The organism is Rhizobium rhododendri, assembly GCF_007000325.2.
GTDB classification, from domain to species: domain Bacteria; phylum Pseudomonadota; class Alphaproteobacteria; order Rhizobiales; family Rhizobiaceae; genus Rhizobium; species Rhizobium rhododendri.
In genome coordinates this window covers 1,005,971-1,026,908 of sequence record NZ_CP117268.1, presented here as the reverse complement: position 1 = coordinate 1,026,908, position 20,938 = coordinate 1,005,971, and the positions used below count along the sequence as shown (strand labels likewise).

Genomic DNA, 20,938 nt, shown 5'->3' with positions numbered 1-20,938 from the left:
TCTTGCGGGCGCAAAAAAGTTATTCCGTTCAGTTCAGGGGTTCGAGTTTGGATTCCCAGACCTTGGACTCGCGCCTTTTTTGCGATTGAGCCCGCGGGGAGGATGGGACCTCACCGCGGGCTCTGTTGGCATCGCATATCTCCGGAAGTCATTTTCCGAAACATACATCGTTTACTAGACTTACGAGGAGATCAAACGGAAATACGCAGTGAGCGCTTAACAGCCGAGATCGACTTACCGGAGCAATGTAGACTTCATGTCAACATTCCACACCCCGAGTTTTGGCAATCCAAACTTGCCTGTGGCTTTATGAAAACCCGTATGGATATACGAAAAATGCATAGCATGCCTCAATAGTGCAATAATGTCTGCTAAGTCCACGGCTTGGGACGCGACCGCACATTTCTCTCTTTGAAATGTTATACATAGTGACGCATTGCTGGCCAACGCAGCCATTTCTTAGGCGGCATTCGCACCTCTGCCGTTACCCCTTGGCGTAGCCTTTAGCCCGTGGTTCAGAGAGGATTTTATGTCGCAACCTCAAACTTTGAGCGTGTGTCCGTCCTAGGGGTCGTTCTCGCATGGGACAGAGGCCAGCACCAGCCCCTCGAGATGTCGGCTCTGGAATTGACGCAAGTTGCCATTTGCAGGAGCAGGACATGCGAGGCAGTGATATCCAAACGGCGGGTCTGTTTTCTTATTGGAGCTGCGAAGCATGCGTTCCAACGAACGATCCCCTGCCGCAGTCCGCGCGATTTTAGACGAGGCGTTGGAAGTTCTGTCCCCAAATTTCGAAGCTATGTTTTCAGGCGACGATGGAGGAGGTGGGCAAGCTCCAGCAGAGGCCACTCCATTTTCACTCGAGAATCGATACGCGTGCAGGAATGGCACCTATCGGACAATTTCCCAGACGGCTGTACCAGACGACGGCTTCATCCACGCCGTCGGCCGCGTGACCGAGGAACGGTATGTGGCGGCAACGCTGCGCCAAACCGAGCTAGCATTGCTTCAGGCCCAGAAGATGGAAGCCATCGGCAATCTGACGGGTGCTGGAACCCGCATCACGACGTCTGAGCCAATCTCCAACGTCAAAACCTGCACCTTCGGCCCGTCGGAGGCCAGCTTCGGCAGCGGCAACCGATTGACAGGCTCAGGCGCATCCGGAGCGATTGCCAGAGGTACGCATGCCGGCTCGATACCATCGTGCGCGGACGGCGTCGTTGCCGCCGCAAACGGCAGCACCAGAATGCCGTCGCGCACCTGACGTCGCCAATCGGAAAGCTGGTTTGCTATAACGCCGTGACGGCGCGCGACCTCAACAACGCGAACACCAGGCTCAAAGCTTTCCGCCACGATCCGCGCCTTCACATCATCCGGCAAACGCCGGTTTCCGCGGCGCGGCTCGACAACTTCGTAGCGACCAACAAATCCATCATCTGCCATGCAAATCTCCAGATACAACTGAAAACCTTCTCGCATATGCAGCGAGCTCAAAATACACCAAATCAAATGGGGCGGAGACGGCGCTTACGCCCATCTCGACTTTCGTGTCTGCTGGTGACGGCATCTATATGGTTGTTGCAGGATCAATACAGCCGTTTCATGTGACGGAAGGCGCCATGAGTTGAGCACGCTGATATTTGCGATAGATTGGGCGAGATGGCTGATGACAATTTCCTTTTCGGGAATGACGGCAATCATCTGCCCTTAGTGCCCGTGAGCGAAGTATCGAAAGGGTTGCATGTCTTTGCGGTAAACCGATGGCCGGGTATTTTGTGCTTCGCCCCTATGACCCATGGTCCAGCAAATATAGCCATACCCGTTGGAACCGTCGAATGAGTGCAGACGGCGGTTTCCAACGGGGAAGTAAGCATCGCGCCCCTGACGCTCGAACTCACGCGAGTCAGATCACTCGCCGAGGTACTTGGCCTGGAATGCCTCGGCGGGCGCCTAGAGAAAGCCACCAAGATTACAAGCTTTAACAGTCGTGAATATCAAGGCGCGACCTGATCCGGGGATTTAACCGCCACTCCGAACGACAAGAAGTGTTTCAAGTTCTTAGTGATGATCGTCAAATTATGAACACTTGCAGTGCCAGCAATGATCGCGTCTGCAGCGCCAGGCCCATATCCTGCGGATATGGCTTTTGCTTCCAACCTGCCGGACTCAAGTGCGACAACATTGTCGATAGGCAGTATGTGATCGCCGTTTCCAGCGATTAGCCCCAGCAGCCAGCTTCTTATCCCCGCCGCCTTCGCTGTGGCGCCTTTCGCCTCTAACAGCCGAATGCCTTTTTCGATCTCGTGAATTGTCATTGCGGACATATAAATAGCGTCTAGCTGGTCTTGCTCATCAGCCCACTTTGAAAAGCTCTCGGACGCGTCGGCATTATATGGCGAAAACAGTGAGATGGCGTTTGTATCGAGGAGGAACCTCACAGGTCAACGTCACGCGAGGGGGTTGGATTGCGAGCGAACACGTCCTCGTCGAGATCGACCGGAAATGTTTTCAGGTGTTGAACAAGACTAGGGCGATCCTTCCGGAGTGCCTTTTTTGCCGCCTCAGCGGCTCTCACGCTGACGAGGACCGCGGTGGCGCGCCCATGCCGCGTAATTGTCACGAACTCACCGCCAGCAGCTTGGTCAATTTGATGCGAGAAAGACGCTTTCGCGTCCTTTAAACTAACCGTCGACACTATGGCCTCCTCTAAATCGGGTCACAAGTGACCTATTTACTCATCAGCCCGCATAAAATCAAGATGGTAGTGGACGAGGCAACTGGGGTGCTGCACTGCGAACACGAGGGATCGGACGTTCAGGCCGAAGGTTATATCGAAATGATCTTCGGAAATGTCTCCAAGGGGTGCGTATTCCGATAGGCCTGCATTGACGACGAGCACGTCGATCCGGCCTCGGTCAGACCGGATCTGCTCAAAGACGCGCTGAAGATCTGCGTCGTTGCTGGCGTCTGCCTGGATCGTGGTGATGCTAGCTATTCCGCCTGGGTCTGGTTCGCTTTCCGCGCCCTTGCGGCTGGTCGCGTAGACTTGTGCTCCCTCTCTGGCGAACCTCTCAGAAACGGCTCCGCCGATGCCACTGACACCGCCCGCAACCAGCACCGAAGGTGATCTGCAAAGGATGCCTAATGGTGATTACCAGAGCGTGCGCAATGCGCGATCGATGAGCAGGGGCCGGTAGTCGGGAGAAAGCCAAAATTGAACTGCTAGCCCAAGATGCCCTCCCGTCAAGCTCGTCTCCCAATTTTTCTTGACGACAGTGATCTAACATGATTGCTTATTGCCTGCAAAAGTCATTATTTGAAACTGTTTCTAGAAGGCAGCCATGCCCATTTCGAACTCACCGGTGATCCTTCTCAACGCCCTTGACGACGTAGGCGTGGCGCGTGCCATGGTGAGGGCTGGCGCAGCGACTGGCATTGACGGCCTTGTCGCAGCAGATCAGATCCCGCGTGGTCACAAGATCGCAGTACGTGACATCCCGGCCGGTCAAGAAATCCGAAAGTTCGGCCAGTCGATAGGGATTGCGACGCAATTCATTCCAGCCGGCGGTCATGTGCACCTCCACAATCTTGCCGTCATCGAATCCGAGCATCAGCACCAGTTCAGCGTCGATATCGAGGAAAGGGGCATGCTGCCCGAGACGGCGCGCCGCACGTTCTTGGGCTTTGATCGTGGCGTAGGCGGCATCGGCACACGCAACTTCATCGGCATCATCACAACGGTGAACTGTTCTGCTACGGTTTCCAAGGCGATTGCAGAGCACTTCAACCGGACTGGTGGGCTTGAAGGTTACGACAATGTCGATGGTGTCGTTGCGCTAACCCATGGCGGCGGCTGTGCGATCAATACCAAGGCAGAAGGCTACCTCATGCTGATCCGCACTCTGCAAGGTTATGCGCGGCACCCCAATTTCGGCGGAATCCTGATGATCGGACTTGGCTGCGAAACCAACCAGATCGGCCCGATCCTCGAACACTTTAAGCTGGAGGAAGGCAAGCGCTTGCGCACCATGACGATCCAGCACCTCGGCGGCACACGCAAGACGATCGCGGCGGCCAGCGAGATGATACACGACATGCTGCCGGAGGTGAACGCTGCGAAACGCACGCAACAACCCCTTTCCGGCCTGAAAGTGGCGCTGGAATGCGGTGGTTCTGACGGTTATTCCGGCATTTCCGCAAACCCGGCGCTGGGGTACGCATCCGACCTAATCGTGCGCAATGGCGGCACTTCGGTCCTCGCTGAAACGCCGGAAATTTATGGCGCCGAGCATCTGCTGACCAGTCGTGCTGCAACCCCGGCCGTCGCAGAACAGCTGCTGTCGCGGATTGATTGGTGGCGTGATTACACAAAACGAAACGGCGCTGAACTCAACAACAATCCATCGCACGGCAACAAACTTGGCGGATTGACAACAATCCTCGAAAAGTCATTGGGCGCCGTTGCTAAGGGCGGCACCATGCCGTTGAAGGCCGTCTACGAGTATGCCGAAATCGTCACTGAACCCGGCTTAGTCTTCATGGATACGCCCGGATACGATCCCGTCGCGGTAACGGGCCAGGTGGCCGGCGGCTGCAATGTCATTTGTTTCACGACCGGCCGCGGTTCCGTCTCCGGCTTCAAGCCTGCTCCCTGCATTAAGATTGCGACCAACAGCGAAATGTATGAACATATGCAGGAGGATATGGATATCAACTGCGGTGGCATTGTTACCGGCGAGGATACGATCGAGGCTGCGGGAGAGCGGATATTCGAAGACATCATTGCCGTCGCATCGGGCAAGAAGACACGGAGCGAAATCTACGATTACGGCGACAACGAATTTGTTCCGTGGCAGGTCGGCGCGGTGACCTGACCAGCGAATAGATCAAACGATGAAGCTGCAATCGTCCGGCTGACAAGTTTGCCGCACGGTCGCGGCTCGCTCGACAACCTTAGATTTGGACCCGTGGATATGGCTGCGCATGGCCAGCATCAGCCCATCCTTGTCGCGACGGCGCATCATGCGGAAAACGGTGATATGCTCGGCCAGAAAGGGTTCGTATTCTGGCATCTCCATCCGGATACCGAGCACGTGCTTGCTCAGCGTGAGAATGCAGTGGGTGCGCTGCAGAATACTGAGAAGCTCCTTGTTCGGGCAGGGCTGGATGCTGCGAACATGCAGATCCAGTTCAAGATCATACATAATCGCGGACGAAACATTGGGATAGGTCTCGAGCGTCTGCGAAAGGCGCGTTAGCATCCTGTCGATATGATCGTCCGGCACCGCATCCATGGCGCGTGCAAGCGCCAATGGCTCGACTTGCTCGCGGACTTCGTAAAGATCGGTGATGCGGCGGCTGTCCAAGGGAACAATAGACCAACGGAAGCTGTCATCCTTTTCCGTGATACCCAGTGTTTCAAGTTTGACAAGCACATCTCGAGCGACGGTGCGACCGACCCCGTAGCAACGGGCCAGCTCCAACTCGTTGATACGAAAACGCCCGAAAAAAGATCGATGGACAACGATTCGCTCCACATCCTCGTAAAGTGCCTGCCATGCAAACAAAGGCCTGTCCTGCGCATCAACGAGGTGTCCGAGGCTTTCTGTGATATTGACGCGCTTAATCTTGGTTCCAGCCGGGCCGACGACAAAACCGCGGCCTTCGAAGCGGTTAATCAGGCCATCTGCTGCAAGGAGCCTTAGAGCTTGGCGGACAGGAGCTCGGCTGCTGCCCAGAAGTTCGGCGAGAGGGCCTTCCAGCAAGACGGTACCAGTGGAGACGCGTCCGCCTAAGATGTCATCTTTCAATTGGTTGTAAAGTTCCTGGTAAAGGCTCCGCTTGCGCATGGCGTTGACGGGTTCAAGAGCTGAAACGGTCATTCCGGCCGAGATCCTCCTTCCCTCGTTCTTTTAACGTCAGATGAAAAGACGGCAAATACTCGAAAATCGACAGAGCGACAATCAATGAGAATTTTTAGCAGTCTACGCATTTCTTCCAAGAGGAGCAATAAATTCCAAATTGTTAGATCAAGGAACCGATAACAGCGGCGAAGTAAGAAGACCGCCGAGAGTTCCAGTGGTAGACAAGGCGTGTGAGTTTTCCGGCATCAGACTTCAAAAAACACCTGCTCGCTATTTGATGTCCAGTCCTGATCAACGCCCGCCGAGTTACGCGCCGCCAGATGCAGATCGCCGGATCGAAAACGCTCAGCGCATTCCTGAGGACGAGCGCGGAGCTGATGCTTGCGACGTTTCGGGATATCCGGGTGGAGGGTGCGGCTGACGGTGTGGAGTTTGACGTCGATGCGCGTCGTGTCGATCGTATCCGCCAGCGACGCCTTTGCCTGCCGCAGCTCGTTCTGCTCCTGTAGAGATTCGACTTCGGCGATCAGATCTCGTTCCTTGACTTCTTCTCCAAGCGAGGCGTTGACGGCCTATAATTACCCCGTGACCTGTGCACCAACCTTTGCCGATCGGGACGGTTCCAGAATGCCGTTGGCGTTGACTGTTTCGGTAAGCGCTCCAGGAGAGCACCAACTCTGACAGCTCGATTGACATCCCGATCGCTGAAGACCATTTGATTAGCAATGCATGAGTCTCTGGACGCAGTTCCTTCACCACAAGGCCGCCGCACGGATTATCGAGGCGGCGCAAGTCTCATTCGATTGAATAGACGTAAATTAATTCACGCGAGGCATGTGAAAACTCTCACTTCTTAAAGTGGAGTTTAATGTAAGATTTATAATGTTTGCGTCGCGTCAGGTTGGTGATCCTTGCGCGTTTCGCGCGGGGAAAGCAACAATCATGAGATTGGCTGCCTGCAGGATAGGATTGGATAGGATAGGATGTCTATGGCTACGAGACGATACCAATCTGTTTTGAACATCCAGGAGGCCGCCGCGCTTCTCGATGCTATGGCGAACGCCAACAGACTCCATATTCTCGATATACTTTGCCGAACCGAGATGTCTGTGGGGCATCTCGCCAAAACCATCGGCCTCAGCCAGTCTGTTCTGTCACAACATCTCGCAAAGCTTCGGAGCGCCAATCTCGTCCAGAGGCGCCGTGATGCGCGAAATGTCTATTACTCATGCAATTCTGAGCCGGTCTTAAAAATTCTCGACATACTTGCCGAGGTCTTCGACGACGACATTAACGAAGCTCGCCGCATCGCCTAAGAGGCTGCGGACCCTGAAGCAGTTCGACGCCGAACTGACGAGCCTTGGTTATGAAGGCCAGTACAATCCAGTGCAGCGTTCGCTTGCAAGTGGAGCGCCGCTTTGCAGATCGAGCTGCAGGCGATTGGCTGGAACGTTCGCGCCTGGCGAAGCATTTCAGTTCGTTTTGTCGGAGGACTGGGCGATCATTGGAAGCGAGCGAAGAGAGCTGCAGGTGGCGCATGCCAACCTCGGCTATTCCAGAGCGTTGGTCGCCCGGTCATATCCCGTGCAAACGCACGAGATGCTGTTCGTTGCGCACGCTAGCTCAGGATGTCTGCGCGTTCATGCATTAAAAGTTCTTGAACACCAAACATGGAAAACCGGCGCGCTCCACAATTTTGCAGGCGTCTTCCGCATCTCTACGCTGCGTCCTTCCTATTCGAGCAGAATAGCGCGGTTTATATCCAAAATCCCGATCTATCTTGCGCAGAATCAAAGGTGCCTCCGTGTTTAAAGGGGCCGGCAACCTGGCAGAGATCCGTGTAAATAACGCCCGCGCAGTCACACTATTTGGTGCTGCTGCCAATTGTGCTCCCCACGGCATCCAAACACCTTCAGATTGATCTGCTGGCTCCACGAGACGTCGTGTGGCAGCAAGCGCGACGCAGGCATCCATGAACGCGCGGTGTTCGTCAAGTGGCGGAAGGATCAGGTCGCTCGGCGAGCGCCTCCACTCGTCTGCGGTGTGCCCCGTGATCCCAAAAACATAGTTCCTGGATTCCAACGGTAAGCCTCCGACAAGCAGGAATGTCGAAACACGCTGCTCTCCAGCATTATAGGCTGCAGCTGCGAGTCCAAGATTACCGAAGCGGGTCCGAAGCTTCATCAAATATTGGGATGATGCCCGGAGGGCCTCCAATACATCAAAGCTGTCCTTCAGACCACGAAGCGCTGCGGTAGCCGGCATGAACTGCGCTATGCCCTGAGCACCCTTTGGGCTGATTGCTTCCGCCCTAAAACGGCTTTCGCGCCATATTAGACGTGCAAAGAAGTCAGGCGGTAGCTGGCTTCTCGTCGCAAAGGTTTCCATCGCGCTGCAAATGTCGCGGTTCAAGCTTCCGGCATGAATGCAAAGTACCCGACCTGGGGCGTCAACCATCGAATAAAGACAAGCCGGGCTGGCTCTACCTCCCCACGCAGCGACTGTAGATAACTGAATGAAAAGGCAGATGGTAAGGGTTACGAGACCGGCTGGGGCGATGCGCCTTATCAAGGGAAGCTCCCCGAACCTTGCACCGCTTTTCGAAGGTGGATCTGCGGTTGAAACCTAGGCCTTATCTCACTGCCACAGTCGACGCATTCGCGAAATAATGCAAAGGGAAAATACGACGTAAGCGTCTAGAAGGCTCTCACCGCGCTAGCTTTTTCTTTCCCTAAATGGGACAATGGAACTCGCGCTTGACGCCTGTCAGTCTGATAGATGACTGGTTCTATGGGGCTTCCTGAAGGGCAGAACATTGCTCTCCTCGAAGTCGTCAACCAATGGTGCCAGTCTCGGCGCAAAAACCGCTAGCAGAACAAACATCGACGACGCTGCGGCGGGAATACTAAGTAGTGCGATCATCGCTAACCCTAAAAGTGTTCTACAACACGGAAGAGCAGACCGTACGTCTTGAACCTTGCGCCAAGCCGCACGAGGAGACATCTTGTGCGATGTCTGCTCGATCGACGTCCCATAAAAGGCGACGGCATTGAAAATGGCAACAGTATGAGATCTGGCATGCCCCTCGTGCAGAACGAAACTCCATCTCGCTACGTCCTCCAAGAGCTGCGAGATTAAGCACCTATTGCGGCCCACAGAGATCGCGTCGTTCTGCGCGGCGCGCGGACACCGTCCCTGTCACAGATTGGCCGACCACCCGCCGCTCGCATCATCTGGCAAAAGCAAATATTTCCGATAGAATAGAGTATTGGGTTTCGATGGGGTGGCTGGAAGATATCTCGGTCAGAATAACAGGCATCACTTGACATTCCGCAATATTTTTGGAGTAAAGTTATTCCGGTATGGTTGACTCCATGAGTAATTAATCTTACCCGATTAAAATAATGACACTGACATGCTTGTGTGTAGCCAAAACTAGTTCCTAGTGAACGCGGCTAAAAATGTCTGAAAAGCTATCCATCTGTTTTTATGCAGGAATGTGTTGTGGATGAATTGACGCAGGAGTTGTATATCGCGTCGCGCAAATTGCAGGAAAGCCCAGTGGCAATCCGGGTTTTTGCGTTTACACAGGGAGCCACCAGTTGGGACGCATTCGCTCAAAGATGCGAAGCGTCTTTCCGTTGCGCCTTTCATGCATCCCGGATGTGGCAGATTGACTACAACCCGTTGATGAGACTGGTGCGGCTGGACATTATATTGTGTACCGCCGATGATCAGGTGAAAATCGGTCAATGTGCGGTCGGAATTCGTAAGAGCGACCATGTGTTCTGCGATGCCATTCAGGTGCTCCCGGACTATCGGCATCTTTGGTCGTTGTCGATGCGGGCGGTGCTTAGCCATCTGGGAGATGGATACTATCGCTATGGATCTGACTGGTGTCTGGATAAATGCCGATCTGCGGAGCTCCACGCGCTCGCTGGAGTGTCCGTCATATCGACAGCGGCAGTCGATATGATTGCGATTGATTTCAAGCGGTGGGAGAGTTTTGATGCTTTTTACAAGGAGGTCAGCAAAAATGCCCGGCGAAATGTCCAGAAAGCCGAACGGTCCTATCCAGGCCTTGATTTTGCAATCCGCCGCCAATGGCAGATTTTCTGCGACCTCGTTCCACTTGAGCTTTCTAGACTTCGCCTTTTTAAAAAGAAGCGTATTTTGACGTCGCGAGCGAGCCTGGTCATTCGGTCGTTGAGCCGGGTCCTTACCACCTCAAAGTTTAGCTTCACCGCTCGGAACGTCAGCGGTGACAAAACGCTGGCTCGCTTTATGGGAATTACGTTTGGACCGATCATGTTCTTCATGGAGGCCGCAGCGGCAGAGGATCACGGCAGTGGTGCCGCGTCGCACCTTCTAAAGTGCATGATAGAGACAGCTTACATGCAGACGACTGGTCGCGGCATGTTCGTGTTTGGACCTGACAATCACGAAAACGATGCGGACCCCGTGTGGCAGGGACTTGCGCGTTCGAGGTTGCAATGGCAAGCCAAGTCGTATCCGATCTCGGTCGTTCAGTGTCTGTTCAAGAATGGCGTTACAGATGCGGGGTTGAGTGAAGGGCGGCAATCAGATTCTTCGTATTTTGTGACAAAAACGGAGAGATTGAATGGCCTGGACACCCTTCACCCTGCCTCATCATGATAGAAGCCGCATGCGCTAAGGCTTGCTGGTTATCTGCTTTCCTTAGTGGATTACATGAAGGTATACAAAATCACTACCTTAAGCTTATATCTTGCAAGGGAGTAGCAATTTAAAGATTGCCGACGGTGCTGCCCTCAGAATAGTGCCGGATTACTAGGGGGGTATCGGAAAATGCGCGTTCTTCATTTGGCCAATCATTGTCATCATGGACATGGAAACGTTCACCTTGCTGTTGATCTAGCCTGCATTCAGGCGGCGAGTGGTGACTTTGTGGGCTACGCGAGCCATGGGGGCGAGTACGAACAGGGTCTAAGCGCGATGGGGGCGCATCATATTAAACTTATGCAGCGCGGCAAAAATCCATTTAAATTGGCGGCTTCGCTTGTTTCTCTTTCGCTTCTGGTAAGGCGGAGTAAGTATGACATTGTCCATGCGCACATGATGGCCGGCGCGATCTTTGGTTATTTCGCGACTAGATTTTCAAACGCTAGGCTGGTCACGACGGTCCACAATTCCTTCGACAAACATTCGTCGATCATGAAACTTGGCGATAGGATCGTTGCGGTCAGCAATTCAGATACGGCCCGCCTTCGTGAAATGGGCTTCAAGAAAAGTAAGGTTGATGTGGTACTGAACGCAACACTGGGCGGCTTCAGGACAAGCCTTTTACCGGATAAAGCCGTATTCGAAAAACCGCCAGGAATACTTATAACGACGGTATGCGGCCTTCATGCGCGAAAAGGTGTGAACTTTTTAATCAGCGCTTTCGCTGTGTTGGCGGCGAAATATGAAGTCACACTTTGCGTTGTGGGCGATGGACCCGACAAAGACGAGTTGGAAAGGCAAGCCGAAAAGCTTGGCCTAAGCGGTCGCGTTAGATTTTTGGGTCAGATCAACAATCCAGCCACCGTGCTAGCTAAAACGGATATATTTGTGCTGGCGTCCCTAGCTGAACCATTAGGTCTCGTAAATATCGAAGCCCGTAGCGCTGGATGCGCAATAGTTGCAACAGAGGTCGGAGGGATTCCCGAAGCCCTCGATGAAGGGCGGGCCGGGTTTCTGGTTCGGCCAGGCGATCCAAAAGATCTCACGGAAAAATTGGAAATCCTTTTGAGAGACCCTGAGTTGCTGTCGCAGATGAAAGGGCGCGCCTCGTCGAATTTGGATCGGTTTTCCATAACCAACCTATATTTAAACTATAGTGCGGTCTACGGCAGAGCCCTCACGCGCTCAGCGGGTTCTTTGGGCACTTTGCGATAGCAAGATGAGGTTTCGAGAAAGCAGCATAGCCATCGTTCCGATCACTCAAACCTCCACCGAGGTGGTCGATGCTGCCGGGATGGCGATGGATCTCTGCGTTACCGCTCATGATCGCGACGGATGCACCCTCCTGCGCCCCAGCCCAATCTTGAATAGACACGCACTTCTCGGTCGAGAGCTAAGCCCAGGAAAATGCCCGATGGCTGCAAAGATCGCCTGAAGATGGGCTGCGTCGACAACCGTCGAACTGCCGAGCGTTATGAAGGAGCGCCCTCGCAAACTGCACCCGGCAACGGAATTAAATTCCGTAAAGTGCATTACCAAGTCTACTCTATAGGGATTTAAACCGACTTTGCATTCCCGCCAATGGAATAAAACAAGTAAGCGCCCCTGAGGTACAGGGGCCCCAAAAAAGCAAGCTTCCAGCTAGGCCATAAAAATACAAACTGAAATAAAGGAAAAAGAAGGTACAGGATGCAATACACGTTCTCATTATGATCGCGCCAGGGTCTCCACCACACCTGCTAATGAGGTCGTCAGTCTGCATCTCTGAGTAATTGTACATTTTCATAAGGCTATCTATTCTGCGTTGCTTCGGAGTTCTGTCTTGAATGCTCAACGTTCCGGAATTGCAGGACTTATGCTTCTAATTGAATTGATGGAGTTCGCCATTTCATCAGATAAGCGTTTATAGTTGGGTTTGTGACGGCTATCGCTGCTCTATCCGAACAACAAAAGCGCAACGTAAGCTTCCTTTTACGATTATTCTTGTCCATCGTGCAGGCTAATATACGAAGGAAGAGTGAATTATGTCAATTTTAATCGGAAATTAAGCTTGAAATATTAAGACTGTGCGATAGTGTGAGCTCCAGCGTTGTGCCAATATTATTCGGTCGGAGGTTTGCATGGCTCCTGTATTGGCACCCACATTGGCGGTGGTGCGCTGTGGAGACCAAAGTCTTCATGAAAGTTGGTGCGGAGAAGGACGGCAATTCGATGTGGCGGTAAGTTACTTCGGAACTGACGAAATAAAGCTATTTCCTGAAGCAAATTATGTGCATCGCGGCAAGGGCGGGAAGTGGGACGGGATCTATGGCTTTTTTAAAGAGCATCCTGAGGCACTGACAAGTTACGAGTACTTCTGGTTTCCAGACGACGATATCAGGGCTACGACCAATGATATAAATCGACTGTTCGCGGCGGGTCGGAGTTACGGTCTCTTAGTGTATCAGCCATCTTTGGACAGCAATTCCTATTATTCTCATCTGATCACGCTTCAGCACCCGAGCTTTGACCTGCGGTATAGCAACTTCGTGGAGATTATGGTGCCGGTGCTCAGTCGAGCGATTCTGGCAAAGACCCTGGAAAGTCTAAAGGATTCCAAGAGCGGTTTCGGAATGGATTTCGTTTGGCCAAAACTGGCGGTTGAACTTAGCGGAAAGCTCGAATCCGTTGCTATTCTTGACAGCGTGACCGTCTGCCATACACGTCCTGTGGGCGGAAAGTTGCACCAGTTCATCAAAAAGGTCGGGGGCAACACCGCAAACGATGATCTGGTCTCCACCCTCGGCCGGACACGCATGAAGCGTGACTCGTTGATCAATGGCGTCGCCGTGCCTCGCATACGTGTCTTATCTGGTGTGGATATCAGCGGAGCTCATCTGTCTGGTCCACGACTTTCGGTGCGAATTGCGGGCGATCTCATCGGACGGTACCGCAACGCGGTCCAACCCGTCTATCTGACGGCAGCCGTCAGGCACGCGTTGAAGTCGCTTACTTTGCCGATCGCTGCGCCAGATCGGCCGATGGCATCTGAACCGTCATGATGCGCAAATGGTCAAGGAAAGACTCAGCTTCTGACGCCGTAACAGTCCTCGACACCTTCGGCGGTTATCGTGGCGTGGCTTCACTGAAAAGGACAGGCAATGGCCATAATTCGTCCTAACAGATCGAAAACACTGAGCACTGCCGTCTTTGAACTAAATGATCCAGTTTTGGTAGGGACCACGTATCCCGATGAGATCGTCATTTATTGCGGTTCCTATAGAGAACTATGGCGATCTGTGATTGTGTGCGCGGTGCTTGTCGCTTGTTACACAGCCAACATTTCGGCTCAGCAGCACGGTTTTTTTCGCGAGAGCGATATGCTAAACCATTGGGTGACAGGTCTATTTTGTGTGTTCCTCAGCATCCTGGGGTGGTCTGTGGGCAAACGAAATCCGTGGAAGCCACTCTTCACAGTGAGGACCGACGGGATCGTCTACCACCGTTTCTCCGGTCAGATTATTTATTGGTCGTCAATCAAGCAGGTCACGCTGCGCGCAGCAGGGGTCGCCTCACAGGCCTCCATGATCGACATCCTCATTAAAGATGAGGCTGACCCGATCCTTGTGCGAAGAGCGACTGTGAAAAGCGCGTTGTTTTCTCATGTGCCGGGAAAGCCGAATATAAGTATTCCAGACCAGCCGATAGGTGGTTTGCCTTGCACGGATTTGAAAAGCATGTTGCTTCGGGCACACTATCAGCATTCGCATCCAGATGTCGACGCCACCAATGTCGTATCGCTTTGCGCGTTTCGATCGAAGAAAAGCCAACTGAAATCTCTTCCGGAGTAAGCCTCGTGTCCATCATCGTTCGAGTTGCATTTCGTTTCTGCTCACATCGTGGTCCGCTGCGACGTCACGATCATGGCATGGGTGCTCAGCGACAACGGGGGCATCGTGGTTAGTTTATGTGGCTGGAGTGAGATCAATGATCGTCGACGGCAAGCCGCGTTTTAGTGTCATTATTACCTGCTACAACTATAAAGATTATGTAGCCATTGCTATCGAGAGTGTCCTCAATCAGCCAAGTGCTGATTTTGAGCTCATTGTGGTCAATGACGGATCGACCGACACATCGTGGAGTGTCATCAGCCGCTATTCAGACAGAATAATAGGAATTAACACCGAAAACCGCGGCTTTATTTCCGCGTGCCTTACCGGTCTCGCGGCGTCCCGAGGTCAATACGTCCTCTTCCTCGATGCTGACGATATCTTGGACGAAAAAGCTCTTCTGACTGTGTCCCCCTATCTGGAGCCCGATGTCACGAAAATTCAGTACATGCTGCAGCCCATAGATGCACAGGGACAAGAGATAGGGGACGCCTTCCCGCGTTTGACTCCCGATTACGACAATCGAAAGATGATCGAGAGTATCAATCGTCACGGATATTATCCTACTCCGCCAACCTCAGGCAATATTTACCGTCGCGATGTGTACCTGACGATTGGCGCCATCGACTACGATTTCGGAATTGATGGCATTGCTTACTTAGCAGCCCCTTTCAAGGGCCGGGTGGTGCACATTGATCAAGCTCTGGGACAATACAGGATCCACAATAACAATATGTCTGGGTTTGGTTCAAGTTCTCACCTCGGGATGGAGAAGACGATGCGGGTATTTCGATTGCGCCTTGCACATCTTGAAAGGCTGAGCAGGGACGGAAAACTCTTGGACGGCGCGATGTTTGAGATGAAGCCTGATTATTTGTATCTGGTGGAGCATGAGGTTTTTGCGCAAATCCTCAAGGGACAACGTATCGATCTCCCCCTTCTTCGTCGGTATTGTCAGCAGATTGCGCAATCATTTTCGAGCGTCGAGACCCTGTCTCGATATCTGGTCGCCGGCTTGTTATTTCTGTTGCCCAACAGTGCTGCGCGAGCCATTGTTGAGTTCAGGATAAATCCTAAAAAAAATTCGCCGCTACGCACGATGATCAAACGGCTGTTTCGGCGATGATCCCTGTTTTTACAGGCAACTTCGACTACTCGTTAGAAACGCCGAGTTTTGCAACATGCTTTTCGGCTGCGGGACGCGACTGACCCTTGCTATCCGTCGGTAAGATAAGCCCGGCGCCAATGGCGACATTTAAAGCTGCGTAGTCGGTTGCAAGTTGCTGGACTGCAGCAGCCAGATTTTGCTGGGCATTGGTAACGGAGCGTTGTGCGTCAAGAACATCTAGTAATGAGGAAGCTCCGTCCTTATAGCTTGCCGTCGACAGCGATACAGCGTCGCGATAAGACCTAACCTGGGCACGCAGTGCTGCTATTGTTTGCGGGTCGCGGTTGACGGCCACCAAACCATTTTCGACTTCTTCGACGGCGGTAAGCACAGTTCCTTTCCATGTCAGGTAGGCAACCTTGGCGTTGGATTCGGCGATTTTTACGTTTGCCCGCAGCAGGCCACCATCGAGAATTGGCAGGTTTAAGGCCGGGCCGAAAGACCAGGTGGTCAAGCCTCCGCCGCGACCGGCCGTATGGATGTAAGAGGGGGAGATACTGCCATTGAGTGTGATGCTGGGTAGCAGCTGGGCTTGAGCGATTCCTATCTGTGCGACAGCGGCGGCGAGTTGTCTTTCATCACGACGCACATCCGGACGATTGCGGATCAAATCCGCTGGGACACCCGCAAAGACTCCACCTTTGTATACTGGCTGCGTTTCGCCGCGTTTCATCAGCTCAAGAATTTCGGCTGCTGGCGCGTCAAGCAAGGCCGCGATGTGGTGAACCTCCCGGCGATAGCTTACTTCCAAACCGGGAACTTCCGAAAGTGTCGAGTTGACCAGTCCCTCCGCCTGAACAACATCCAACCTCGAAGCAGCGCCGGCAGTGAGCTGGAACTTTGTAAGGTTAAGCGTGTCTCGTCGAGATTTTAGGTTTTCCCGGGCGATCGAAATACGAATCTGATAGTAGCGCGCATTTATGTATCCGGTGACCACGTCCTGCACGTAAGCCAGGCGGGCGACATCGACAGTCGCAAAGGCAGCATCGAGCGAGTCCAACGCACCCTCACGGGCTCGACGGTACTGCCCAAAGAAATCGAGTAGCCATGAAGACGTTGCTCCCCCGCGAGACGTACTGGTGCTGCTCGCCGCTGTGCGGAGATTTCCCGTTTCACCGCTTATGGTTTGGTCCGCGCCAACTGCGATGTTTGGCAACCCACCAGATCCAGCGACGACGACATCACCTTGGGCTGCGTTGATCGCCTCAATCGCAGATAGAATGGTAATATTCTGAGAGAGTCCCCTGGTGACAAGCGCCTCCAGTGTCTCGTCGCTATAGGCGCGCCACCATTCCCTGGAGACGATACCATCAGAAGATCCGGCGCTCGGCTCTGAAAAAGTGGCCGGCAAAGGCATGATTGGCGGCTTATAATCAGGGCCACTGACGCAGCCCGAAAAAACCAGGAGGATGGCAGGAGCGCACCTTGAAATAAAAACCACGCCAGATCCCCCAAAAGCTTGTTTCAGCGAGGAGATCGCACCGTTCTGGTTATCACCACCTGAATCGTGTTGCTGCGCCTCGAATCGAAATTCACAAAACCATTCGCTCCGTCAATGAAGCCATTAATGGGTTAATAAAACGTATCATTCAAGTATGGAATCACAGAATGAAAGTTGTAATTCAAAAAAAACCTTTGACGGAATTACACAGTCGTAGCTGTATATAGCATATGGTGAGTACAGATAGTCTAGAAGATGGAATCTAGCCTTATTTCTAAACATGAGATATTTTGAATATTGTAAATCGTGTTGCGGGCATGCAGAAAAGCGGAAGGCGCTGCAAGCTGCGTTTCGCATATAGCCATGGTGCACGCGTTACAAAACGGTAAGCTGGACGATATTTTATGCCAAATATTTCTCGTGGTGTGACCGAAGACGGCGCTTAAACTGTCATGAGCAGGTCACGGGCACCATTATTCGCACCCCGCCTCTTTGGAATTTGATCAGTCATATTTCGCAGTCATTCTATTTCGAATGAAATAAGAATTCAATTGCCCGTTGATTTGCACTAGGGGTAGATAAGATAATAGCTCTGGAACTTGCGGAGGCACTCCTCCTCAAGGTGCTGAGTTAGACGTTATTTTGTGAAAAATGGCCTGAAAGAACATTCTATTACGGTAATTTATCTTTAGGCGGAGTTTTATATCGCTAATGTCGTCAATCGTCGTAAATAAAAAAATAAAAATATTATATATACAACAAAATACTAAATCATTTGCCGGCGTGGAACACGTTGTGGATACAGTTTGCTCTGAGATTAGTCGCAAGTTTGGTGCTTCGATCGAATTGGATGTGCTCTACACATCCGAGCACAAGAATAGACCGAAATCCCGTCCCGCTTATAATGAGATCACCCGCATCAGTCGAAATACTCTTCATATGATGAAAATTTGCCGGCGCACCGTGTCATGCAAGGACTACCAGCTCGTCGTCGTGCCTCAGATAGAACCTGCAGTTCTAGTGATGATCGCGTGTCTTGGTATCCCTCAGCGTATCGCCGTCTATTTGCATGGAAATCCGCATAGGGAATGCAGTCACTGGAAGGCGAAGGTGTTATTTTTCCTCATGAAGTTCTATTTTTTGCGGCACGTGTCCGACGTTTTTGGAACTTCGCCGCGGCAGTTGGAAAGCTTTAGAAAGATGTTTGGCAGTGAGGTGCGCCAGACCTGGCTGCCAAATCCCGTCAGACGGTTCGACGATCAATCGAATTGTGCCATCGATCAGGACTTTGTGACCTTCGTCAATGTGGGGCGCTTCACCCACCAGAAGGGGCAGGATATTCTGATATCTGCATTCTCGGAGTTGGCAAGAATACGAAAAAACGTAAGGCTGAGGATCGTCGGATACGGAGAAGACGAGGCCGCCTTGCGCCAGCAAGTTTCACAACTGAACATGCAATCTGTGATTACTTTTGACAATCTTCCGGACAATCCAGCTCCCGCGTTGTCAGCGAGCGATGTTTTTGTTTCAACATCGCGCTGGGAAGGATGGTCGTTGGCGATTTGCGAAGCTCTGCGATTTGGCATGCCGGTGGTCTCCACTGATTGTCAGTTCGGTCCTAGCGACATCCTCACCGACGAAAAGCTGGGACGTCTGGTTCAGGCTGATAAGATTGAACAACTGGTGGCCGCTATGGCTTATTACGTCGACAATCTCCGCTATGAGAAAACGTATTCAGATTATCGGAAAGCTTATGTTTCTCGCTTTGACGTCGATCGGATCGTTGATGTCCATGCAGCGGCGATACTGACAGCCGCGGGCAGGGCACCAGTGAAAATGGGAGACGTACCGGCGTTCTAGGCTCGGTGATCGGTTAGAAAGTGTGAAAGCCGGTGGCGCAGGTTTGGCCGTCCCTCGAACCAATTGGCAGAGCAAGGCTATCGAGCCCTCTAGTCGGCCATCACATGAAACCGGTGAGAACCGATAATGAGGTAGCTAAGACGGTTGGCTGACCGTAGTCCAATCGTTGACGGAGACTTTGGCATTGGCAAGTCAATTCACGGTGGGAACGTCGTCCGAACGCTCCGACTTCCAGGAAATCTAATCCTTTTTAGGCGAACAAAATGTTCATTATTTCAAAAGTCATTTGGATACTTCTGCAACCTTTTTCTCTTTCTCTCATTTTTTGCGTCTTCGCACTTGTTGCCATCTGGTTCCGCAGACGGCGGCTCAGCTTGTTGCTTGTCCTGGTGCCGGCTTCCATTCTTCTTGTCGCTTTGTTCACAACGACCGGGGTTGTCATGGTTGAAGCTTTGGAGGATCGCTTTCCGCGCCCTTCTGCTGATCCACTCGATGTTCAGTGCGCCATCATATTGGGGGGTGGTTTTACCAACGACGTTGATACAGTCCGAGGGGGATACGAAATGACGGATGCGGGGGACCGGTTTGTGGAAGCACTCCGACTGGCCAACAAGTTTTCTGCTATGCGCATTATCGTATCAGGAGGGGACGGTTTTATTACCGGCGGTTACTTGGGAGATGGAATTATCGCCGAGAGGATGTTCACTGTCTTTGGAATCAAACATGACAGGCTACTGCAAGACAGCACATCCCGCACGACCTTCGAGAACGCCATCAATACCAAGAAACTCCTCGAGGCCAATGGTTTGTCCCACTGCCTTCTCGTTACCTCTGGCTTCCATATGCCGCGGTCTGTTGGTATATTCCGTAAACTGGGTATCGATGTGATACCATGGGTTACCGATTATCGCACAATTGGAACGGAGAGCTTGCGATTTGACATATCTCAGCCGGAGGCAAACGCATCACTCCTTGGCGTGGCTGCGAAGGAATGGATAGGCATGGTTGGCTATTATATGAGTGGTCGAACCTCTTCGCTCTACCCAGGTCCTAGTCAAAATCAGTAAGAGCGGCGCGACACCAATAACGGTCTTAGTTCAGGTGTAGACCCGGACATAGTCGACGCGCATGTGGGCCTCATAATCGTTTGGATCTAGCTGAGTGGGATAGGGAACGTCGGCCCGCAGCGCCAATGTTAGTATCGGCCAGTACACATCGTTGTTAGACTGCATCTCGGCTGCTCTTCCGATCGTCCAGTTTACAGGTTCGAGGGTTTTGGGGTCGATAACTGGCTTGCGCTCGAAATAGAGCCTGAACTTTGCGTCTTTCACAAGAAGTCCGTAGCGGAAATATCCCTTGGTGATGTCGACGTCGGTCGGAACGCCAACGCCTTGGTGATGCTCGTTCGGTTGTCCCCATTCGTGCAGGTAAGCCCCGTATAGATCACTTTCCGATCCCTTTTGCTCGACGATGTCGAGCTCGACAGTGGTCTGTGGGTGAAGAATGCTTCTGCCGTTCATCAGCCAGAATGCGGGGAACGTCAGGAAATGGGCCGGAAACCACATTCTTGCTTCGAAATATCCCTCTCGCCAGCCCTGCAGGATTGTCCCATCGGGCTTGGCTGTCTGAATGTTCCCAGATACCCACTGATATTCTGGATTATCGTTGCCATAATAATTTGGCACATTCATTTTGCGACCCAGATGACGGACCGACATTTGCAATGCCTTGCCATTTTCTGTCGAGGGGTCGTCAATGATCGCATATGGATTGTAGCCATCTTCGCCGTTGATCCGACTGAACGCTGATCGTCCATAAAAGCCTGTATCAGATGTGCTTGGTTTTGCGCCGGCGTACCATATGGCGGGATCCAACATGGCAAAGTTCTCGTCAAATGTCAGCGACATGTCCTTGGTGGGGTCTTCGGTTTCATCAGCTTGCACATCAGTGCCTATCATGATCAAGGTGCCTGCCGCTGCAAGCGCTGCCGATCCAATCAACACGTCGCGCCGGGATTTCAAAACTGCCATCGTAT

At 52.5% G+C, this 20,938-nt stretch carries 18 protein-coding genes and 2 pseudogenes; 12 read left to right on the top strand and 8 right to left on the bottom strand.

Going from position 1 to position 20,938, the window contains the following annotated elements:
* Positions 1 to 659: 659 nt before the first annotated feature.
* Positions 660 to 808 (top strand): annotated as a pseudogene (locus tag PR018_RS22515) (IS5/IS1182 family transposase); the annotation flags it as partial.
* A 200-nt stretch (positions 809 to 1,008) separates the two neighbouring features.
* On the opposite strand, the gene PR018_RS22510 reads toward PR018_RS22515, so the two are convergent.
* The 4 genes from PR018_RS22510 to PR018_RS22495 all read right to left on the bottom strand — a co-directional run bounded on the left by PR018_RS22510 (position 1,009) and on the right by PR018_RS22495 (position 3,118).
* Positions 1,009 to 1,443, bottom strand: coding sequence for a transposase (locus PR018_RS22510; protein WP_142831122.1), 435 nt, complete (start codon positions 1,441 to 1,443; stop codon positions 1,009 to 1,011).
* Between the two features lie 551 nt (positions 1,444 to 1,994).
* Complete coding sequence (locus PR018_RS22505) at positions 1,995 to 2,438, bottom strand: PIN domain-containing protein (protein WP_142831086.1); 444 nt, start codon at positions 2,436 to 2,438, stop codon at positions 1,995 to 1,997.
* Positions 2,435 to 2,695 (bottom strand): type II toxin-antitoxin system Phd/YefM family antitoxin, encoded by a 261-nt coding sequence (locus PR018_RS22500; RefSeq protein ID WP_142831087.1) that lies wholly within the window; start codon positions 2,693 to 2,695, stop codon positions 2,435 to 2,437. Before PR018_RS22500 ends, PR018_RS22505 begins: the two co-directional genes overlap by 4 nt.
* A 36-nt stretch (positions 2,696 to 2,731) precedes the next feature.
* Positions 2,732 to 3,118: an SDR family NAD(P)-dependent oxidoreductase gene (locus PR018_RS22495; protein ID WP_244615414.1), complete on the bottom strand. Its 387-nt coding sequence runs from the start codon at positions 3,116 to 3,118 to the stop codon at positions 2,732 to 2,734.
* Between the two features lie 223 nt (positions 3,119 to 3,341).
* On the opposite strand from PR018_RS22495, the gene PR018_RS22490 reads away from it, so the two are divergent.
* Positions 3,342 to 4,874, top strand: coding sequence for a UxaA family hydrolase (locus PR018_RS22490; protein ID WP_142831089.1), 1,533 nt, complete (start codon positions 3,342 to 3,344; stop codon positions 4,872 to 4,874).
* A 12-nt stretch (positions 4,875 to 4,886) separates the two neighbouring features.
* On the opposite strand, the gene PR018_RS22485 is transcribed toward PR018_RS22490, so the two are convergent.
* Positions 4,887 to 5,882, bottom strand: a complete 996-nt coding sequence (locus tag PR018_RS22485; RefSeq protein WP_142831090.1) for a GntR family transcriptional regulator — start codon at positions 5,880 to 5,882, stop codon at positions 4,887 to 4,889.
* 359 nt (positions 5,883 to 6,241) lie between these two features.
* On the opposite strand from PR018_RS22485, the gene PR018_RS22480 reads away from it, so the two are divergent.
* From PR018_RS22480 to PR018_RS28555, 3 genes and pseudogenes are all read left to right on the top strand, one after another.
* Positions 6,242 to 6,373, top strand: a complete 132-nt coding sequence (locus PR018_RS22480) for a hypothetical protein (RefSeq protein WP_279621429.1) — start codon at positions 6,242 to 6,244, stop codon at positions 6,371 to 6,373.
* A gap of 480 nt (positions 6,374 to 6,853) precedes the next feature.
* Positions 6,854 to 7,180, top strand: a complete 327-nt coding sequence (locus PR018_RS22475; RefSeq protein WP_142831091.1) for an ArsR/SmtB family transcription factor — start codon at positions 6,854 to 6,856, stop codon at positions 7,178 to 7,180.
* A gap of 136 nt (positions 7,181 to 7,316) precedes the next feature.
* Positions 7,317 to 7,481: pseudogene (locus tag PR018_RS28555) on the top strand (IS21 family transposase); the annotation flags it as partial.
* Positions 7,482 to 7,511: 30 nt separating this feature from the next.
* Here the strand turns inward: PR018_RS28555 and PR018_RS22470 are convergent.
* Positions 7,512 to 8,276: a lytic transglycosylase domain-containing protein gene (locus tag PR018_RS22470; protein ID WP_244615416.1), complete on the bottom strand. Its 765-nt coding sequence runs from the start codon at positions 8,274 to 8,276 to the stop codon at positions 7,512 to 7,514.
* 1,092 nt (positions 8,277 to 9,368) lie between these two features.
* On the opposite strand from PR018_RS22470, the gene PR018_RS22465 reads away from it, so the two are divergent.
* The 5 genes from PR018_RS22465 (at position 9,369) to PR018_RS22445 (ending at position 15,560) form a co-directional block, all read left to right on the top strand.
* Complete coding sequence (locus PR018_RS22465) at positions 9,369 to 10,520, top strand: hypothetical protein (RefSeq protein ID WP_142831093.1); 1,152 nt, start codon at positions 9,369 to 9,371, stop codon at positions 10,518 to 10,520.
* A gap of 171 nt (positions 10,521 to 10,691) precedes the next feature.
* On the top strand, positions 10,692 to 11,780 hold the full coding sequence (locus tag PR018_RS22460; RefSeq protein ID WP_142831094.1) for a glycosyltransferase: 1,089 nt from the start codon (positions 10,692 to 10,694) through the stop codon (positions 11,778 to 11,780).
* A gap of 905 nt (positions 11,781 to 12,685) precedes the next feature.
* Entirely contained in the window at positions 12,686 to 13,606 is a 921-nt protein-coding gene (locus tag PR018_RS22455) for a hypothetical protein (protein ID WP_142831095.1), read from the top strand.
* 99 nt (positions 13,607 to 13,705) lie between these two features.
* Positions 13,706 to 14,395 (top strand): hypothetical protein, encoded by a 690-nt coding sequence (locus PR018_RS22450; RefSeq protein WP_142831096.1) that lies wholly within the window; start codon positions 13,706 to 13,708, stop codon positions 14,393 to 14,395.
* Positions 14,396 to 14,531: 136 nt separating this feature from the next.
* A complete protein-coding gene (locus tag PR018_RS22445) occupies positions 14,532 to 15,560 on the top strand; it encodes a glycosyltransferase family 2 protein (protein ID WP_142831097.1) in 1,029 nt (342 codons plus the stop codon).
* Positions 15,561 to 15,585: 25 nt separating this feature from the next.
* Here PR018_RS22445 and PR018_RS22440 read toward each other — a convergent pair whose 3' ends face one another.
* Positions 15,586 to 17,043 (bottom strand): efflux transporter outer membrane subunit, encoded by a 1,458-nt coding sequence (locus tag PR018_RS22440; RefSeq protein ID WP_142831098.1) that lies wholly within the window; start codon positions 17,041 to 17,043, stop codon positions 15,586 to 15,588.
* Positions 17,044 to 17,754: 711 nt separating this feature from the next.
* Here PR018_RS22440 and PR018_RS22435 point away from each other — a divergent pair.
* Both PR018_RS22435 and PR018_RS22430 read left to right on the top strand, forming a co-directional pair.
* The gene (locus tag PR018_RS22435) at positions 17,755 to 18,903 is read left to right on the top strand and encodes a glycosyltransferase (protein ID WP_142831099.1); all 1,149 of its coding nucleotides are present in this window, start codon (positions 17,755 to 17,757) and stop codon (positions 18,901 to 18,903) included.
* 263 nt (positions 18,904 to 19,166) lie between these two features.
* The gene (locus PR018_RS22430) at positions 19,167 to 19,970 is read left to right on the top strand and encodes a YdcF family protein (protein WP_142831100.1); all 804 of its coding nucleotides are present in this window, start codon (positions 19,167 to 19,169) and stop codon (positions 19,968 to 19,970) included.
* Between the two features lie 30 nt (positions 19,971 to 20,000).
* Here PR018_RS22430 and PR018_RS22425 read toward each other — a convergent pair whose 3' ends face one another.
* Positions 20,001 to 20,933, bottom strand: coding sequence for a LamG domain-containing protein (locus tag PR018_RS22425; RefSeq protein WP_142831101.1), 933 nt, complete (start codon positions 20,931 to 20,933; stop codon positions 20,001 to 20,003).
* Between the last annotated feature and the right edge of the window lie 5 nt (positions 20,934 to 20,938).

What these genes read in the sequence shown, in the direction of transcription:
- PR018_RS22485 (WP_142831090.1), bottom strand. Translation starts at nt 5,882, where the DNA reads ATGACCGTTTCAGCTCTTGAACCCGTCAACGCCATGCGCAAGCGGAGC.
- PR018_RS22475 (WP_142831091.1), top strand. Translation starts at nt 6,854, where the DNA reads ATGGCTACGAGACGATACCAATCTGTTTTGAACATCCAGGAGGCCGCC.
- PR018_RS22510 (WP_142831122.1), bottom strand. Translation starts at nt 1,443, where the DNA reads ATGGCAGATGATGGATTTGTTGGTCGCTACGAAGTTGTCGAGCCGCGC.
- PR018_RS22490 (WP_142831089.1), top strand. Translation starts at nt 3,342, where the DNA reads ATGCCCATTTCGAACTCACCGGTGATCCTTCTCAACGCCCTTGACGAC.
- PR018_RS22430 (WP_142831100.1), top strand. Translation starts at nt 19,167, where the DNA reads ATGTTCATTATTTCAAAAGTCATTTGGATACTTCTGCAACCTTTTTCT.
- PR018_RS22455 (WP_142831095.1), top strand. Translation starts at nt 12,686, where the DNA reads ATGGCTCCTGTATTGGCACCCACATTGGCGGTGGTGCGCTGTGGAGAC.
- PR018_RS22435 (WP_142831099.1), top strand. Translation starts at nt 17,755, where the DNA reads ATGTCGTCAATCGTCGTAAATAAAAAAATAAAAATATTATATATACAA.
- PR018_RS22460 (WP_142831094.1), top strand. Translation starts at nt 10,692, where the DNA reads ATGCGCGTTCTTCATTTGGCCAATCATTGTCATCATGGACATGGAAAC.
- PR018_RS22425 (WP_142831101.1), bottom strand. Translation starts at nt 20,933, where the DNA reads ATGGCAGTTTTGAAATCCCGGCGCGACGTGTTGATTGGATCGGCAGCG.
- PR018_RS22445 (WP_142831097.1), top strand. Translation starts at nt 14,532, where the DNA reads ATGATCGTCGACGGCAAGCCGCGTTTTAGTGTCATTATTACCTGCTAC.
- PR018_RS22480 (WP_279621429.1), top strand. Translation starts at nt 6,242, where the DNA reads ATGCTTGCGACGTTTCGGGATATCCGGGTGGAGGGTGCGGCTGACGGT.
- PR018_RS22450 (WP_142831096.1), top strand. Translation starts at nt 13,706, where the DNA reads ATGGCCATAATTCGTCCTAACAGATCGAAAACACTGAGCACTGCCGTC.